A 15,778-nucleotide genomic window follows, 5' to 3' on the forward strand; every position below is an offset into this window, starting at 1 on the left:
TGGCGCGCGGCCGCTGCACCACACAGACTGGTTTTAGTGGTGGTGGGAGATGGGTGCGGACGTGCTCTGGGCGCGTCCGCGGTCTCCTCACGATTAGCCACGACTGAACGCATCGACTTAAACGAAACGGCCCGTGGAGCGTGATGCTGGCGATACTGCTTGCCCATGTTGTTGGCACAGCTGCTGCACCGGCGTTGGTGCGCAGGTGGGGCAGGGCGGCGTTCTATCCGCTGGGATTGATCCCGCTGGTATCGCTGGGTTGGGTGGTGGCGAACTGGCCGGCCGGTCCGGCCGACGACCACCGCGTCACGGTGCCCTGGGTGCCTGGACTGTCGATGGACATCGCGTTGCGGTTCGATTCGCTGAGCGCGATCATGTGCGTGCTGGCGCTGGGGATCGGCGCCCTGGTCCTGTTCTACTGCGCCGCATACTTCCGCCCGGTCGGGTCGCAGACCGAAATTGATCCGCGGCTGCCCAGCTTCGCCGCCAAGATGGTCGGTTTCGCCGGAGCGATGTTCGGGCTGATGGTCGCCGACAACGCGTTGGTGCTCTACGTGTTCTGGGAAATGACGACGGTGTTGTCGTTCCTGCTGATCGGCCACTACGCCGAACGCGCCATCAATCGGCGGGCCGCCACCCAGGCATTGCTGGTGACCACCGCCGGCGGGCTGGCGATGCTGGTCGGCATCATCATGGTGGGCAACGCCGCCGGGACCTACCTGCTCTCGGAGCTGGTGGCGCATCCGCCGTCGGGGACCGTCGTCACTGTCGGGGTGCTGCTGATCCTGGTCGGTGCGCTCAGCAAGTCGGCGATCGTGCCACTGCACTTCTGGCTGCCCGGCGCCATGGCGGCACCGACACCGGTCAGCGCCTACCTGCATGCCGCGGCGATGGTCAAGGCCGGGATCTACCTGGTGGCGAGGCTGGCGCCCGGGTTCGCCGATTCGCCCGGGTGGCGGCCGACGCTGATGATTCTCGGACTGGCCACCGCACTGTTGGCGGGATGGCGGGCCGTGCGCGAGTACGACCTCAAGCTGCTGCTGGCCTACAGCACCGTCAGCCAGCTGGGTCTGATGATCGTGTTGGTCGGAGCCGGCACCGGTGATCTCATGCTGGCCGGATTGACTGCCATGTGCGCGCACGCGGCGGCCAAGGCCACGCTGTTCATGGTGGTGGGGATCATCGACCATGCCACCGGCACCCGCGATCTGCGCGAACTGGCCGGATTGGGACGCCGTGCCCCGGGGCTGTTCGTGGTCGCCGCCGCAGCGGCCGCCAGCATGGCCGGGGTGCCGCCGTTCGTGGGCTTCATCGCCAAGGAGACCATCTTCGGGACCGAGGCACAGTCCCCGGTCCTGGGTTCTGCCGGTCCGTACGTGCTGGCCGCCGGGGTGCTCGCCTCGATGTTCACCGTGATCTACAGCGTGCGGTTCGTGTGGGGCGGCTTCTCCAGCAAGGGCCGGGTCGCGCCGAGTGCTCAGGTGGCCGGGCTGCACCGACCGGAAGTGTCCTTCCTGGCACCTCCAGCCGTGCTGGCCGCCGCCAGCCTGGCCTTGGGGTTGTGTGCGCTCACCCTCGACACCGTGTTGCGCAGCTACGCCGACACCATGCCCGGCGGAACCGGCTATCACCTGGCGCTGTGGCACGGCGTGGGTCTGCCGGTGTTGCTGTCGGCGCTGGTCTTGGTGGTCGGCGCCAGTGTGTTCGCCGCCCGCGGCCCGCTGGGCCTGTCCCGGCTGCGCCGGCTGCCGATGGGCAAGGCCGACCGCATCTATGACGAAGTACTTCGGCTGCTCGATGTGGCAGCGGTCCGGCTGACCGGCGTCACTCAGCGCGGCTCCCTGCCGCTCAACCAGGGGATGATCTTCGCGACGCTGGTGGTGCTCCCGCTGACGGCGCTGGCGTTGGGTGCGCGCAACCACGTCGAGCTGCACCTGTGGGATACGCCGCTGCAGTTGACGGTCGCGGTGCTGGTGGTCGCCGGCGGGATCGGCGCGACGATGGCTCGTAACCGGCTGTCCGCGGTGTTGATGGTCGGGGTGACCGGTTACGGGTGCGCGGCGGCATTCGCCTTCCACGGCGCGCCCGATTTGGCGCTGACCCAGCTGCTGGTCGAGACCGTGACCCTGGTGATCTTCGTGCTGGTGTTGCGCACCTTGCCGGCGGAGGCCGAGCGACCCACCATGGCGCTGAACAGGCTGCCGCGCATAGTGCTGGCCGCAGGAGTGGGTATCAGCGTCGCGGTGCTGGCGGCGTTCGCGATGGCGGCCCGCGCCCGTGACGGCGTGGCCGAGGCGTTGCCCGAGGCGGCCTATGTCCGCGGCCACGGCGCCAACACCGTCAACGTGCTGCTGGTCGATATCCGGGCCTGGGACACCCTCGGCGAGATCTCGGTGCTGCTGGTCGCCGCGACCGGGGTGGCCTCGATGGTGTTCCGCAACCGCCGGTTCGGCCGGGCCCCACGGATCGCCGACGCCGGCGCCGCGCGCAAGAACCGGGGCATCGCCACCCCCTACAGCCCGGCGATCGGGTCCACCACTTGGCTGCGGGGCAGCGCTTACCACGATCCCAATGAGCGGTCGCTGGTGCTGGAGGTCGCGACCCGGATCATCTTCCCGCTGATCATGGTGGTCTCGATCTACTTCCTGTTCGCCGGGCACAACTATCCGGGCGGCGGCTTCGCCGGCGGCCTGGCCGCCGGGCTCGGGCTGGCGTTGCGTTATCTGGCCGGCGGACGATACGAGCTTGGCGAGACGCTGCCCCTGGACTCCAGCAAGATCCTGGGCGTCGGGCTGGCCCTGGTGGGCGGGACCGCGCTGGGGTCGTTGTTCCTGGGGGCGCCGGTGCTGTCCTCGGCGGTGCTGAGCTTCACGCTTCCGGTGGTGGGGCACGTCGACGTGGTGACGTCGTTGTTCTTCGATCTGGGCGTGTACCTGGTGGTGGTCGGCATGGTGCTTGATGTGCTGCGCAGCCTGGGGGTGCGATTGGACCAGGAGCTTGAATCGCAGTCCGCTGCCCGACCGATGGCAGGAGTGTCATGACCGCCCATCTGGTTCCGTTGCTGATGGCCGCCGGGCTCAGCTCGTGCGGGGTCTACATGTTGCTGGAGCGCAGCCTGACCCGAATGTTGTTGGGCCTGATGATGATTGGCAATGCCATCAATCTGCTGATCATCGATGTCGGCGGACCTGATGGGAATCCGCCGATCCTTTGGGCCAGCTCCGGCAAGGAAACCGACGCCGACCCGCTGGCTCAGGCCATGGTGCTGACCTCCATCGTCATCACCATGGGCGTGGGCGCCTTCGTGCTTGCCCTGACCTACCGCTCCTACAACCTGACGACCACCGATGACATCGGCGACGACCAGGAAGCGACCCGCGTCTCGCAGCTGTCCGACGAAGAGGTCATCGCCGCAGAACAGGAACAGGGCGTGCCGGTGGCGGCCGGTGATCTCGACGCCGTTCCCGAAAGCGAGGTGTCACGGTGAGTCTTGCCGCCGTCTTGATGCCGCTGCCGGTGTTGTTGCCCACGCTGGGCGCCGCGGTCACGCTGATCGTCGGCCGTCGTCCCCGGCTGCAGCGGCCGATCACCATCGGAGTGCTGTGCGCGGTGGCCGCGGTCAGCGCGGTGCTGCTGTACCTGACCGACCGCAACGGCACGCTGGTGCTGCATGTCGGAGGTTGGGGGCCCACCGAGCAGGGGTTGGGGCCGCTGGGCATCAGCCTGGTCGTCGATCGCTTGTCGGCGCTGATGCTGGTGGTGTCGGCGGTCGTGCTGCTGGCGGTCATGGTCTACGCCATCGGGCAGGGGGTGCGCGACGGCGACGACCGCCAGCCGGTGTCGATCTTCCTGCCCACCTACCTGACTCTGGCCACCGGCGTCTCCCTGGCGTTTCTGGCGGGCGACCTGTTCAACCTGTTCGTCGGGTTCGAGATGCTGCTGTCGGCCAGCTTCGTCTTGCTGACCATCGGCGCCAGTGCCGAACGCATCCGCGCCGGAATCGGCTACGTGATGGTCTCGATGGCCTCGTCGTTGATCTTCCTGTTCGGCATCGCCCTGGTCTACGCGTCCACCGGCACGCTGAACCTCGCCGAGCTGGCGACGCGGACCGGCGCCCTGCCCGACGGCATCCGAAGTGCGGTGTTCGCGGTGTTGCTGGTGGCATTCGGCATCAAGGCCGCGGTGTTCCCGCTGTCGGCGTGGCTGCCCGACGCCTATCCCACCGCGCCCGCCCCGATCACCGCGGTGTTCGCCGGGATTCTGACCAAAGTCGGTGTGTACGCGATCATCCGGGCGCACTCACTGCTGTTCCCCGACGGCGGACTGGACTCGGTGCTGCTGGTCGCGGCGCTGTTGACCATGCTGATCGGAATCTTCGGTGCGATCGCGCAGAGCGACATCAAGCGGGTGTTGTCGTTCACGCTGGTCAGCCATATCGGCTTCATGATGTTCGGGGTCGCGTTGTCGAGCCAGCAGGGCATGGCCGGCGCCATCTTCTACGTGATGCACCACATCATCGTGATGACCACGCTGTTCTTGGCGGCGGGACTGATCGAACGCCAGGGCGGCGCCTCGTCGCTGCAGCGGCTGGGTGGTCTGATCGCCAACCCGTTGTTGGCCTTCGTTTTCCTGGTGCCGGCATTCAATCTCGGTGGTATTCCGCCCTTTTCCGGCTTCATCGGTAAGACCGCCGTGCTGCAGGCCGGCGTGGGTGACGGGTCGGTGCTGGCCTGGTGCCTGGTGGGCGGCGCGGTCGTGACCAGTCTGCTGACGTTGTACGTGCTGGCGCGGGTGTGGACCATGGCGTTTTGGCGCCGCCGCGTGGATGCCCCCGAGGGGGAGCTGGTGCTCGCCGCTCCGCCGGTGCTGCTCGACGACGTCGGTGACATTGCCTACGACGACCGCGATGACGTCGGAAAGATGCCGACGTGGATGGTGGTTCCGACACTCGCGCTCATCGGACTGGGCCTGTCGCTGAGCGTGCTGGCCGGCCCGATCTTCGCCTACACCCAGCGGGCCGCAGCTGAGGTTCTCGACCGGGGCGAATACATCTCGACCGTGTTGTCGGTGGGTACACCATGAGGGCCCTCGCGCTGCGCATCTTCGCGGTGACCGCGCTGGCAACCGTGTGGGTGCTGTTGTGGGGCCGCTTCACGATCCCCAACATCGCCACCGGGATCGTGGTCGCGATCGTGATCCTGGTCTTGCTGCCAATGCCGCCCGTGCCGGTGCAGGGCCGGGTGCATCTGGTGCCGCTGATGAAGCTGCTGGGACTGTTCACCTGGTACCTGATGGAGTCCAGCATTCAGTTGATGTGGCTGGCGATCCGGCCCGGGCCGCCGCCGCGCACCGGGGTGCTACGGGTGCCGCTGACCATCAAGTCCGACCTGGTTTTGGTGCTTGCCGCCAACATCACCACTTTGATTCCCGGATCGATGGTGCTCGAGATCGATCAGGTGCGCCGCATCCTGTATTGCCATGTGATCGATGTCGGGTCTGCGCCGGCGGTCGAACGTTTCTTTCAGCAAGTCGCGCAGGTGGAGCGACTGTTGATCGCCGCCTTCGAGCGTGACGACGAATGGCTGCCGGCGGGAGCAAGCGCATGAACGTGATCTGGGCGACTGCGGGCGTGCTACTGGGCATCGCCGCGGTCATCACCATGTATCGGCTGCTGGCCGGACCCAGCACGTTGGACCGGCTGGTGGCACTGGACACGCTGGCCGCGATGACCATGTGCGGTATCGGTATCTGGGCCGCGGTCAGCCGGGACACCACCGTGACCTACAGCCTCGCGGCACTGGCGTTGGTCGGCTTCATCGGCTCGGTGAGTGTGGCGCGTTTCCGGGTGCCCGACGACGCACCTGATCTGGGGAGGCAGCCGTGATCCTGCTCGACGTGTTCGCCGGCGTGCTGGTGCTCGCCGGGTCGGTGCTGGCGCTGACCGCGGCGATAGGCGTGGTGCGGTTCCCCGATACCTTGGCCCGGATGCACTCGGCCACCAAACCGCAGGTGTTGGGCCTGTTGCTGGTGCTGTTCGGTGCGTTGATCCGGCTACGCGGCAGCCACGACGCGGGAATGGTGACCGTGAGCATCCTGTTCACCCTGATCACCGCGCCGGTGGTCGCGCACCGGGTGGGTCGGCTGGCCTATCAGGAGCAGGACATGACCGAGGTGCTGACCGTTGACCAGCTCGGCGAGCTGACCGAGGAGGATCAGCTGCCGCTGTGATCGGGCCGCAGCACCGCGACCAGGAAATCGGAGTCCGCGGTGAAGGGCCGCAGGTCCCAGGTGGCCAGCAAGAGATCGGTCGCAAAACCGGCGGCTGACGCATCACGCAGGAACTGATCGAAGTCGTAGTCCCGGTCGGCACCGAAGCCGATCACGGTCCGGCCGTCGTCGGCGCAGTGAGCGCGCAACCGGCGCAGGATCTCCGCGCGCGTGCTCGGCGCCACGAATGCCATGACGTTGCCCGCCGACACGATCAGGTCGAACGGTTCGGAGATGCCGCGGGCGGGCAGGTCGAGCTCGGCGAGGTCGCCCACCAGATAGCGCGGTCCGGGATAGTCCTGCTCGGCGGCCTCGATGAGCGCCGGGTCGACGTCGACACCGACCACGTCGTGACCGCACGTGGCCAGGACACCCGCGACCCTGCCGGGGCCGCACCCGGCGTCGAGGATGCGGGCGCCCCGTGATGCCATCGCGTCGATGAAGCGTGCTTCGCCGGCCAGATCCCTACCGGCGCGGGCCATCTCGCGGAAGCGTTCGATATACCACTGCGAATGCCCGGGATCGGCGGCGACTTTCTGCATCCAGAGGCTCTGCTCGACCATGGATGCATTGTCGCAGGGTCCTCACGGGGTGGGCAGGCGGACTTCCACCGAATCCAGTAGTGCCTGTTTGGCGGCGATGTAGTGGGGGTTGTCGGCGTCGGTGGTCTGCAGGGTGACGGTGATCGCCCAGATCCTGGCTTTGGTGTTCTGTACTGCGACGATCAGGCCGGTCGCGGGGCGGCCCTGCAGGTTGTAGGTGATCGTTCTGCTGGGAAAGCCCGACACCGTTCCGGCGATGTCGGTGTCGAGGTCACCGACGAGGTCGATGACCGCGGCGCGCTCCTTGGCCAGGGCCTGCGATGGGAGTCCCACCTGGCCGGTGAGCTCTTCGCACGTCACCACCGCGTTGGGCGTGAAGCCGTGCCGCCGCAGCTCCTGGTTGAACAGAATGCCGCGGATCGACGTCTCGTCTTTGCCCGGCATGAACCCCCAACCCGGCGGCTGGGGGAGGGTGATCGTCGGTTCGTCGGGCGTGCGGGGATCCAGCTGGATGGGTCCCTCGCTGGCTGGCTGACTTTCGGGTTCCACGTCAAGTCCTTTCGGTGCGTCAAGAACGAGAACCAGGCCATCGCCCGATCGGCCAGCGTTTGCGGACATAGGCGGCGCCGAAGCCGAGGTAGGAGAAGAACGCTGCTCCGATGGCCGCGCTGATCAGGTCTGACGTCTCGGGGTTCTTCACGGCGCTGTAGAGCGCGACAGCGAATAACGTTGTACACACCAGAGGGCCGATGAGCCAAAACAGCCACTTCGACTTCGCGTCCTTACGGGGGTCCACGGGGACTGCGACAAGAAACATCACCGCCCCGGCGGCAAAGATGATGCGCTCTGCGTTACTGATGGTGATCGATCTCCCTTACCTATGGGCCAGCTCAGCCGAAGAGGCTCCGCCAAACACTGTGGGACACATCCGCAATCTCTTCGCCCATCTTCTTTCCGATGTCGCTGCCGATCACGCCGCCGACCACCGCTCCGACGCCGGCGCCGATGACGGTTCCGGCCCCCGGGGCGATCATGGTCCCGATCCAGGCCCCCGCTTCGGCCCCAGTGGTGGCGCCGACCAAGCCACCGCCGATATCACCCGCGGTTTTGGCACCGACATCGACCAGAGTGGTGCTCACGGCGGCACCGTTGCTCACATCGTTGAAGCCCTCCACGATCCCATTCACGCCGGTGACGACGTTTCCGGCCAAACCCAGACGTTTGCCGAACCTCTCGACGGTCTCCAACGCAGTACCCATCGGGACGCCGCCGGGAATAGCGGGACTGGGGGAGCCGCCCGGAACGAACCCCGGCAACTTCGCTGGATTGGCGGGTACGTTCGCTCGTTCACCGGCCGCGGCGAGGCCGTCGCCGACGTTGCCCCATTTGCCGTTGATCTGGGTGGGTGGGGTGGGCGGCGGTAGTGACCCGGGGACCATCACGGGCGTGCCCGGTGGCACCCACGGCGGGGTGGCCCCGGCGCCGCCGTCGCCGGCCTTGCCGTCCGGCGTTCCGGGAGCTTGGCCGTTGGCGCCGCCAGTGCCACCGGCGCCGCCATCGGCTCCCGTCGGGGTACCGCCTGCCGGCGGTGTCTGCCCGGCGCCGCCGTTGGGTGTGCCGTTGGTGGGGCTGGCGGCCCCCGGAGTGCCGTTGCCGGCTGCAGGCTCGCCCTCGGCGTCGAACTTGCGTACCACGACGTCTGGGTCGTAGCCGTCCTTGACCCGCAGGTTGGTCAGGGCCTGCTTCAGTGTCTTGGAGTAGTCGTTGCGGATAAACGTCTCGTTGTGCAGGGCCGTCTCGGTGTCGGCCTTGGCGGCCCGACGAACCTCCTCGATGTCGGCGTCGCGATCCAGGCCCTGGCTCTCCAGGTCGAGGTAGTGCCCGATCAGATAGTCGGCGGTCCCCAGGTTCTCATTGAGTGACTTGATGTTGCCCCGCGAGGTTCCGCGGGCCTGAGCCAGGGCGGCAGCGATGGTCTCCAGGTCGGCGGCGATCTGACCGAGCTGTTCGTTGGTGGCGTGCAGGCTGTCTTTGACGCGCTGGACTTCGGCGCCGTTGTTGATGGGTTGCTCGCCGTTTTCACGGTTGAACTGCGTGAAGTGCTCTTGTGCGGTCCGGAAGGACTCTTCGGCGGCGGTGGCCGAGCCGGCGGCGGAGTGGAACGCCTGGGCCAGGAAGTTGATCTGGGTGGGGCTGCCGGCCTGCAGACTGTCATCGATCGCCCACGGATCACCGCCGGCCTGCGCGACGAGATCGTCGACGTGCAGGTGCTGCAGGGTGGGACGACTCACTGCTGGGGGCCGGCGACGTCTCGCAACAGTTTGGCGTTGTGGTCGTCCATCTGGGTGAAGCCCGCGGCCGCCGTGCGCACGTTCTCGGCGATGCCGGTGAGGTTCTGGTGGTGGCCCTGCAGGGCGTCGCGATGACTGTCCTTGGCGCTGCCCAGCGCGGCGTGAAAACCGTCTGCGTCGTCGAAGTCGCCGAACATCTTGGACGTCACGCCGGCCACGTCGAGGCGCTGAGCACCGTCATTGGCGTGCCCGCCGGCGTCGTCGGACACGTTTGCTCCGGTGCGCAACACATGGGGGTTGACGTGCATCGCCGGTCACCTTCCGTCCGCTTGTGTCGAGGTCAAAGCCTACCGACGCGCGCGCAACCGTCAATTCACCCGCGGCAGATTGGGCGCAGACGCAAGGGAAAACCCTGTTTCGTCACCGGGTCGGCGAATCCTAGATTCGGCCCAGAGCGGAAGGCCGGGAGGGAAAGGAGCGCCCGCCGTGGGCCCGAGAAGTCTTGTCGTTGCTGCGGCCCTGGTCGGCGCCGCAGTCGAGGTGATCAGCCCGAGCGGGCCGGGACCGCTGTCGGGTGCCTACACCATGACCATCACCGATGGCGCCGGAATCGTCCGCGCCGGATCGGCCTACCCGTGGTTCTTGGCGCCGTGCGGCACGGGCTGTCTCAACGTTCGCGACACCGCCATCGGCTGGAACAAGGATGCTCACCTCGAGGGCAACAGATGGGTATGGACCGTCAACGATGGGAAATTGACCCATTCCTTCGATCAGAAGACCCTGGCCGGGAAGCTGGCCGGCTCGTCAGCCACCATCTGGTGGGTGTTGACCAAGAACGCCTGAAGGCGGCCGGGTCACACCAGCGGGCGACCCGTGCGGATACGACGGTCGAGGTCCCACAGGATCAAGTTGAACGGGAAGCCGCGCAGGAACTGCGGCAGCACGTTGTTGACTGCGCGGAGCACGCCCATCAGCCGGTCGAACCGACGTTGCTTGTCTGGCCCCCAGGGCAGCTGCATCTCGTCGCGGAAGCGCTGCGGAAGGAAGCCGGTGGTGATCAGCGTCGCGATCCGCTCGTTGGTCCGCTGCAGCGGGCCGGGCAGGGTCAGGCCCCGCAGCCGGCTCGCCGCGATCGGCTCCAGGTATTCGCGGACGGCGTCATCGATGTGGACCTTGTCCAGCTGGTCCTGCCAGTACCGGTCGAATGCGGCCCGATCGGCCGGCCACATGTCCTCGGGCACCTGCAGCATGGTGGCCATCGCCTTGCCCTCATTGTGGTAATGCCGGTCGGCGTGCTCGTCGTCCATCTCACCGAGGAAGATGCGGTGGATGTCGACGTTGCCCTTGTACAGGCAGGCGCCCACCCAGAGCTGCAGGTCACGGTCGAATGCGTTGTACTTCACCGGGCTGTCGGCCGTGGAACGAACCTGACGGTGGGCACTGTTGACCGCCTCGCGGAACGCGGCCTTCTGCTCGTCGCTGCCCTGGGTGGAGACCACCAGGTAGGTGAACGTGGTACGAGCCCGTTTGATCGGATGCCGGTCAACCCGGCCGCTTTCGACCTTGCTCTCCATCACGCCGTAGCCCACCCCGGGCCGCGCCAGTTGCATGATCACGTTGGCTGGTCCGGCCAACAAGGCGACGCCCATCATCATGTTGTCGTCGCAGGTGACCTGCGGCAGCCAGGAACGCCTGCGCGGTGCGGGGTGCGCGCTGAGCGAGTCGTTCACCGAACGCTCCACCAGGGGAACGGGCTCGCTGATGGTCATGTCTGCACCTCGCTGATTGTGAGAACGTCGGTTTCCCGATATTGCCCAGCCGTGGGCCCGGTGTCAAGATGGTGAACGTGGTCTCCGCCGTGCCCGAGCGTCCTTACCGGGGTGTGCAAGCAGCCGACCGGCTGGCTGAGCGCCGGGAACGCCTGTTGGCGGCCGGGCTCGACGTGCTGGGTGCCCGCGATTTGATCGAGCTGACGGTGCGAGGGATCTGCCACCGGGCCGGCGTGGCGTCGCGGTATTTCTACGAGAGCTTCGCCGACAAAGACGAGTTCGTGGCCGCGGTGTTCGACCGGGTGGTCGCCGACCTGGCGGCCAGCACCCAAGCCGCCGTTGCCGCGGTGCCCTCTGCCGAGCAGACCCGAGCAGGCATGGCCCACCTGGTGTCGGCCATCGCCGGGGACCTCCGGGTCGGCCGGATGCTCTTCAGCACCCAGCTGACCAACGCGCTGCTGGTACGCAAGCGTGCCGAATCCAGTGCGCTGTTCGCGATGCTGTCCGGCCGCCACATGCAGAACGTCTTGCGGGTGCCGGGCAACGACCGGATCAAGGCGGTCGCGCATTTCGTGGTCGGCGGGGTGGCCCAGACCATCAGCGCCTGGCTGGCTGGTGACGTACACCTGGCGCCGGACCAGTTGGTGGACCAGTTGACCGCGCTGCTGGGCCAACTCGACGACCCGGCGCTGTTCCGCGGCTAGGTCGATGGCGATGGCCCGCTGCGCCCGGCTTCGCCGCGCTTGCGACCACCGCTAGGCCGCCTCACCCCGCGAGGCTCTGTGTGATCGCGTCGAAGGCACGCAGGGTGTCCGACAACATCCGCGAGTCCGCCGCGTAGGACTGGGTGGACACCTTGGCGGCGACCACCTCCGCGGCGCGGTCGACGTAGACCATCTGACCGCACATGCCTTGGCACAGCACCACATTGCTGCCTGGGTACGGGAACCACACCTGATTGCGGTACATCCCGCCGGGCATGCCGGTTTCGTCGGTGCTGGCGGCGAACGCCTCACGCGAATCGGGACCGCCGTCGAGCGTGTCGGCGATCCACGCCGGCGGGACCACCTGCCGGCCGGTCAACGAGACGCCGTCGCGTAAGAACAGTGATCCGAACCGGATCAGGTCGGTGAGGCTGGCGCTGATGCCCCCGTCGAAAAATCCAGTGCCGACCGGGTCCACGCCTATGGTGGCGTCAGATTGGGCGCCGATGCGGCGCCACAGCAGTTCCGACATCAGCTCGGGCATCCGCTGACCGCCGGCGACCTCGCAGATCCAGCCCAGTACATCGGTTTCGCACGATCGGTATTCGAACGGGCCGCCGTGTGCCGACTTCTGCCGCAACGTCAGCAGGAAGTCGCGCAGCGTGGCCGGACCGTCCTCGCTGCCCCTGGGCGCCCACCCGACTGCCTCGTCGAGGGCGTGTATCTCCGCGGTCGGGTGCAGGTAGTTGTCCGAGAAGGCGATACCCGACCTCATGTCCAGCAGGTGGCGCACCGTTGCGCCGGCGTAGCCGCAGTCCGCCAAGGCGGGCACGTATGTGGTGACCGGGGCGTCGAGCGCGATGGCCCCAGACCCGTGCAGCGCGCCGACCACGGCGGCCACCATCGACTTGCTCACCGAGAACAGCAAGTGCCGGGTGTGTGCTTCCAGAGCGCCGACGTACTCCTCGGCCACCAGCGTGCCGCGGTGCGCGACCGCCCACCCGTCGGTCGCGGTGACGGCCATGATCGCGCTGACAGTGGTCGGGGCTCCGTCGGAGGCGGTCACCGGGATCGTGGCCAGCTCAGCGCGGGACGCGGGCAACGCCGCGGCGGGGCCGGTTCCGCGCGCAATCACCGCGGTCGGCACGAAGTCTTCGACGTGCTGAAACGACCACCGCGAATAGGGCTCGGACAGCCAGTTGTCCAGGGAGATCCCGGCCGGGCGGCGACCGGGCGCGGCGTCGCTCACGCTCGCGCGACGAGCCGGGAGACGATCGGTGTGGCCGGGGTCAGTGGTGTTGAGACGAATTTCGCTCTCATGCCTTTGACCCAGCGCTGGCAGCGTTCGGTTAGTCGATAATCGGTGGTCTGCAGGTGTCCGCGGGTGACGAGTACGCCGAGTTGGGCGCCTTCGGAACGCAAGTCGCCGGGCGCCGCGACGCGCATGTAGAACGCTTCGGACCCGTCGAGCAAGGTGGCCCAGTCGTTGGCGGACCGCGCAAAGGACACCCGACCGTCGTCGTCGATGCGCCACACCCCGGTGCGCGGCGTCGCGGTGAAGAGCTCGACATCCGGCGAGGTCTCGTTGATGATCACCTGGCCCCAGACCTCGTCCTCGCCATAGCCACGCTCCCAGCGCGCGTTGATCTCGTCGATGTCGAGCGCATACTCCACGTCCATGTACTCGAGCAGATGGAAGAGGAACAGCGGCATGTCTGCATAAGCCTCGGTGGTCAGGTTCGTCATCGGGCTGGCGCCGGACAGTCGCGGGTTGACCTCGCCGAGATAGAGCTCGTCGGAGTCCAGGTCGTGCAGCAGGTCCACTTCGAAATAGCCGCGGTAGCCCTCCCGGCTCAGGATGTCGCCCAGCTTTCGCACCATTTCTCGGGCGGCGTGCGTCTGGTCCGGCGGGAGCACTTCGCGCCAGATGTCGTTGCCGCACCAGGCGCCCGGATTGGGGGTCAGCTCCGAGTAACCGACCAGACTGGTCATCGCGGGGCCGATCACGGTTCCGTGGCGAGTCACCGCACCTTCGATGCACACCTCGACATTGCGGATCCGCTTCATGACTTTGCATTCCTGCTCCGCGGTCAGCGCACCGGCGTGCTGGTCCCAGTCGGCCTGACCGCGCACAAAGAACGTCCCGCTACCCGCGTTGCCGTAAGGGATGGAGATGACGAGGTCATCTCCCAATCCGGTATCCCGCGCGAGCGTCAGCAGTTCTTCGTAGGAGCCGGCTCGACCCATCACGTGCGGCACACTCGGCACGCCCGCCGCGTCGGCCAGGCGCGTCATGACGGTCTTGGAGCCCAGGCGATTGCGCACCGCCACCGAGGGGTGCATGACTTCCAGACCGGCCTGCCGCGCGAGCGTCTGCGTTTCCTCTTCCATCATCACGAAGCAGGCTTTGCCACCGGGGCCCCGGCCCGCGATGAACTCAAGTGTCTCGGGATCGGACAAGAGGTGGTTGCACACGTCTCCCATGGAGTCGAAGTCGATGCGGTCGCGCCGCCGCGGCACGAACACCCGCGAATGGGTGCCTTCGAAGGAGTCGAAGTAGGTCAGGTAGAAGAAGTTTCGAACCCAGCGGTCGATGCCCAACAGGTTGAACGGGGTCGGTGAGATGAAGTACAGCGGCGTGGTGTTGGTGTGGAAGAACGCGCGCACGTCGGAGATGCCGTTCAGACAGCGGCGGGGCGCTTCCATGCCCAAAAGTGTGCGCCTGCGCTAGCGAACCTGTCGAGGCCGACGTGCAGGGCTGTCAGCTGCGATGTTTGCGGCTCTTGCGCCGGATGCCGACGCCGCCCCACAGTGAGAAACCGCGCACCTTGACGGTCGGTGCACCGGGGGTGCCGGTGCCCTCGACACGCTGGTCGAAGCCGCCCATCACGCCGTAACCGTGGATGTCGACGTTGACCTCGGGCGGCAGCAGGATGGTCTGCCCGCCCATGATGGAGTAGGCGTTGATCTCCACGTCCGGTGAGGTGAAGTCGGCGTAGCGCAGATCGATGACGCCGCCGCCCCACAGGGAGAATGTGGTCAGCCGCTTGGGCACGTTCCACCGGCCGCGTCGCTCGAAGGAACTCATGATGGCCAGCAGCAACGTGGAGGGCGCGGGTTTGCAGTCACCTCCGCGGTGCGGGCACACCGAGGAGCCCGGCAGGTCGGCGCGCAGACCGTCGAGCTCGTCGTAGGTCTGTGCCGCGTAGGCCTTGGCGAGCCGGGCTTCGTACTCGCTCATCGGCAGTTGGCCCTGCGCGACGGCGTCGCCGAGCACCTGCGCCAACTGGATCCGGTCGGTGTCAGCGGCGCGCGACGTGGTGGCGTTGCTGTCGTCGTGACTACGCCGGGTTGAGTTCCTCATCGGATACGTAGCCTACGACTAACCGCGTTTGCCGCAAGCGGGGTTACCCAAAGTAGTTACTCTGCCCAGCTCGGGGGACGTTTCTGCAGGAAGGCCAGCATCCCTTCCCGGGCCTCGTCGGAGACGAACATCCGCGCCGACGCCACGCTGAGCGGCTCGGCGTCCCGATCGAACCCGGCCAGCACCGCCGCGGTGGTCAGGGCCTTGGAGGCCGCCAGCCCCTGCGGGGACCCGAGCCGCAGATTGGCAACCAGGTCCGCAACCGCCGCACCGACGTCCTCGGCTGCCAGGGTGATCAGCCCGATCGCCGCGGCTTCGGCTGCGCCGAACTTCTCGCCGGTCAGGTAGTAGCGGGCCGCGGACCTCGGCGACAGCTTGGGCAGCAACGTCAGCGAGATGATCGACGGAGCCACCCCGATGCGGGCCTCGGTCAGGGCGAAGGTGCTGGCCGGCCCGGCGACCGCGAGGTCGCAGGCGCCGACCAGCCCCATGCCGCCGGCCCGCACGTGGCCGTTGACCGCCGCGATCACCGGCCGCGGTGACTCGACGATCGCGCGCAGCAGGGCCGCCATTTCGCGGGCCCGGTCCGCGGCCAATTCGCCGGGGTCACCGCCGGAGGCTTCACTCAGATCCGCGCCGGCACAGAACGTGCCGCCGGTGTGCCCGAGCACCACCACCCGCACGTTCGGGTCGGCCGCCGCGTCGCGCAGCCCGGCGTGCAGCTGAGCGACCAGCTTCGACGACAGCGCGTTGCGGTTGTGCGGTGAGTCCAGGGTCAGCCGGGCCGAACCGTCGCCGGTGTCTTCCGGACCGGTGTAGGAGACCAGCGTGTCCATCAGTA

18 protein-coding genes are annotated in these 15,778 nt (G+C 67.4%); 8 read left to right on the forward strand and 10 right to left on the reverse strand.

Translation table 11 applies throughout. The features are described 5' to 3' along the window. Positions 1-143 precede the first annotated feature (143 nt). From ACKY0W_RS04800 to mnhG, 6 genes are read left to right on the forward strand one after another with little or no spacing between them, the layout of a single operon-like run. The gene (locus tag ACKY0W_RS04800) at positions 144-3,041 is read left to right on the forward strand and encodes a Na+/H+ antiporter subunit A (RefSeq protein ID WP_409436616.1); all 2,898 of its coding nucleotides are present in this window, start codon (positions 144-146) and stop codon (positions 3,039-3,041) included. Further along, the gene (locus ACKY0W_RS04805) at positions 3,038-3,487 is read left to right on the forward strand and encodes a Na(+)/H(+) antiporter subunit C (RefSeq protein WP_406756063.1); all 450 of its coding nucleotides are present in this window, start codon (positions 3,038-3,040) and stop codon (positions 3,485-3,487) included. The genes ACKY0W_RS04800 and ACKY0W_RS04805 overlap by 4 nt, the downstream gene beginning before the upstream one ends. Beyond that, on the forward strand, positions 3,484-5,082 hold the full coding sequence (locus tag ACKY0W_RS04810; protein WP_409436617.1) for a Na+/H+ antiporter subunit D: 1,599 nt from the start codon (positions 3,484-3,486) through the stop codon (positions 5,080-5,082). Before ACKY0W_RS04805 ends, ACKY0W_RS04810 begins: the two co-directional genes overlap by 4 nt. Next, positions 5,079-5,606, forward strand: a complete 528-nt coding sequence (locus tag ACKY0W_RS04815) for a Na+/H+ antiporter subunit E (protein ID WP_406781132.1) — start codon at positions 5,079-5,081, stop codon at positions 5,604-5,606. Before ACKY0W_RS04810 ends, ACKY0W_RS04815 begins: the two co-directional genes overlap by 4 nt. Beyond that, on the forward strand, positions 5,603-5,884 hold the full coding sequence (locus ACKY0W_RS04820) for a monovalent cation/H+ antiporter complex subunit F (RefSeq protein ID WP_406756060.1): 282 nt from the start codon (positions 5,603-5,605) through the stop codon (positions 5,882-5,884). The genes ACKY0W_RS04815 and ACKY0W_RS04820 overlap by 4 nt, the downstream gene beginning before the upstream one ends. Next, positions 5,881-6,228, forward strand: coding sequence for a monovalent cation/H(+) antiporter subunit G (gene mnhG / locus ACKY0W_RS04825; RefSeq protein WP_406756059.1), 348 nt, complete (start codon positions 5,881-5,883; stop codon positions 6,226-6,228). Before ACKY0W_RS04820 ends, mnhG begins: the two co-directional genes overlap by 4 nt. Here mnhG and ACKY0W_RS04830 read toward each other — a convergent pair. The 5 genes from ACKY0W_RS04830 to ACKY0W_RS04850 form a co-directional block, all read right to left on the reverse strand. Next, a complete protein-coding gene (locus ACKY0W_RS04830) occupies positions 6,213-6,830 on the reverse strand; it encodes a class I SAM-dependent methyltransferase (RefSeq protein ID WP_409436618.1) in 618 nt (205 codons plus the stop codon). The genes mnhG and ACKY0W_RS04830 overlap by 16 nt on opposite strands. 21 nt (positions 6,831-6,851) lie before the next feature. Further along, positions 6,852-7,358: an LpqN/LpqT family lipoprotein gene (locus tag ACKY0W_RS04835; protein WP_409436619.1), complete on the reverse strand. Its 507-nt coding sequence runs from the start codon at positions 7,356-7,358 to the stop codon at positions 6,852-6,854. 19 nt (positions 7,359-7,377) lie between these two features. Further along, positions 7,378-7,548, reverse strand: coding sequence for a hypothetical protein (locus ACKY0W_RS04840; protein ID WP_192830995.1), 171 nt, complete (start codon positions 7,546-7,548; stop codon positions 7,378-7,380). Positions 7,549-7,699: 151 nt separating this feature from the next. Continuing rightward, on the reverse strand, positions 7,700-9,100 hold the full coding sequence (locus tag ACKY0W_RS04845; protein ID WP_409436620.1) for a hypothetical protein: 1,401 nt from the start codon (positions 9,098-9,100) through the stop codon (positions 7,700-7,702). Then, the gene (locus tag ACKY0W_RS04850; protein ID WP_409436621.1) at positions 9,097-9,408 is read right to left on the reverse strand and encodes a DUF2563 family protein; all 312 of its coding nucleotides are present in this window, start codon (positions 9,406-9,408) and stop codon (positions 9,097-9,099) included. Before ACKY0W_RS04850 ends, ACKY0W_RS04845 begins: the two co-directional genes overlap by 4 nt. Before the next feature lie 178 nt (positions 9,409-9,586). Here ACKY0W_RS04850 and ACKY0W_RS04855 point away from each other — a divergent pair, with 178 nt between their 5' ends. Beyond that, positions 9,587-9,943, forward strand: a complete 357-nt coding sequence (locus tag ACKY0W_RS04855) for a hypothetical protein (RefSeq protein ID WP_409436622.1) — start codon at positions 9,587-9,589, stop codon at positions 9,941-9,943. A gap of 11 nt (positions 9,944-9,954) precedes the next feature. Here ACKY0W_RS04855 and ACKY0W_RS04860 read toward each other — a convergent pair whose 3' ends face one another. Further along, positions 9,955-10,869: an oxygenase MpaB family protein gene (locus tag ACKY0W_RS04860; RefSeq protein ID WP_409436623.1), complete on the reverse strand. Its 915-nt coding sequence runs from the start codon at positions 10,867-10,869 to the stop codon at positions 9,955-9,957. A 68-nt stretch (positions 10,870-10,937) separates the two neighbouring features. Between ACKY0W_RS04860 and ACKY0W_RS04865 the strand changes: the two genes are divergently transcribed. Further along, positions 10,938-11,573, forward strand: a complete 636-nt coding sequence (locus tag ACKY0W_RS04865; protein ID WP_409436624.1) for a TetR/AcrR family transcriptional regulator — start codon at positions 10,938-10,940, stop codon at positions 11,571-11,573. A 61-nt stretch (positions 11,574-11,634) separates the two neighbouring features. Here the strand turns inward: ACKY0W_RS04865 and ACKY0W_RS04870 are convergent, their stop codons facing one another. The 4 genes from ACKY0W_RS04870 to ACKY0W_RS04885 are packed head-to-tail and all read right to left on the reverse strand — an operon-like array spanning position 11,635 to position 15,773. Continuing rightward, a complete protein-coding gene (locus tag ACKY0W_RS04870) occupies positions 11,635-12,822 on the reverse strand; it encodes a serine hydrolase domain-containing protein (RefSeq protein WP_409436625.1) in 1,188 nt (395 codons plus the stop codon). Beyond that, complete coding sequence (locus ACKY0W_RS04875) at positions 12,819-14,279, reverse strand: biotin carboxylase (protein WP_409436626.1); 1,461 nt, start codon at positions 14,277-14,279, stop codon at positions 12,819-12,821. Before ACKY0W_RS04875 ends, ACKY0W_RS04870 begins: the two co-directional genes overlap by 4 nt. A 55-nt stretch (positions 14,280-14,334) precedes the next feature. Beyond that, positions 14,335-14,937 carry a DUF1707 domain-containing protein gene (locus ACKY0W_RS04880; protein ID WP_406756049.1) on the reverse strand — a complete coding sequence of 201 codons (603 nt, stop codon included), beginning with the start codon at positions 14,935-14,937 and terminating at the stop codon, positions 14,335-14,337. 56 nt (positions 14,938-14,993) lie between these two features. After that, complete coding sequence (locus ACKY0W_RS04885) at positions 14,994-15,773, reverse strand: enoyl-CoA hydratase family protein (protein ID WP_409436627.1); 780 nt, start codon at positions 15,771-15,773, stop codon at positions 14,994-14,996. Positions 15,774-15,778: the final 5 nt, after the last annotated feature.

Origin of the sequence: Mycobacterium sp. SMC-14 (assembly GCF_046250075.1) — a bacterium.
Classification (GTDB): domain Bacteria; phylum Actinomycetota; class Actinomycetes; order Mycobacteriales; family Mycobacteriaceae; genus Mycobacterium.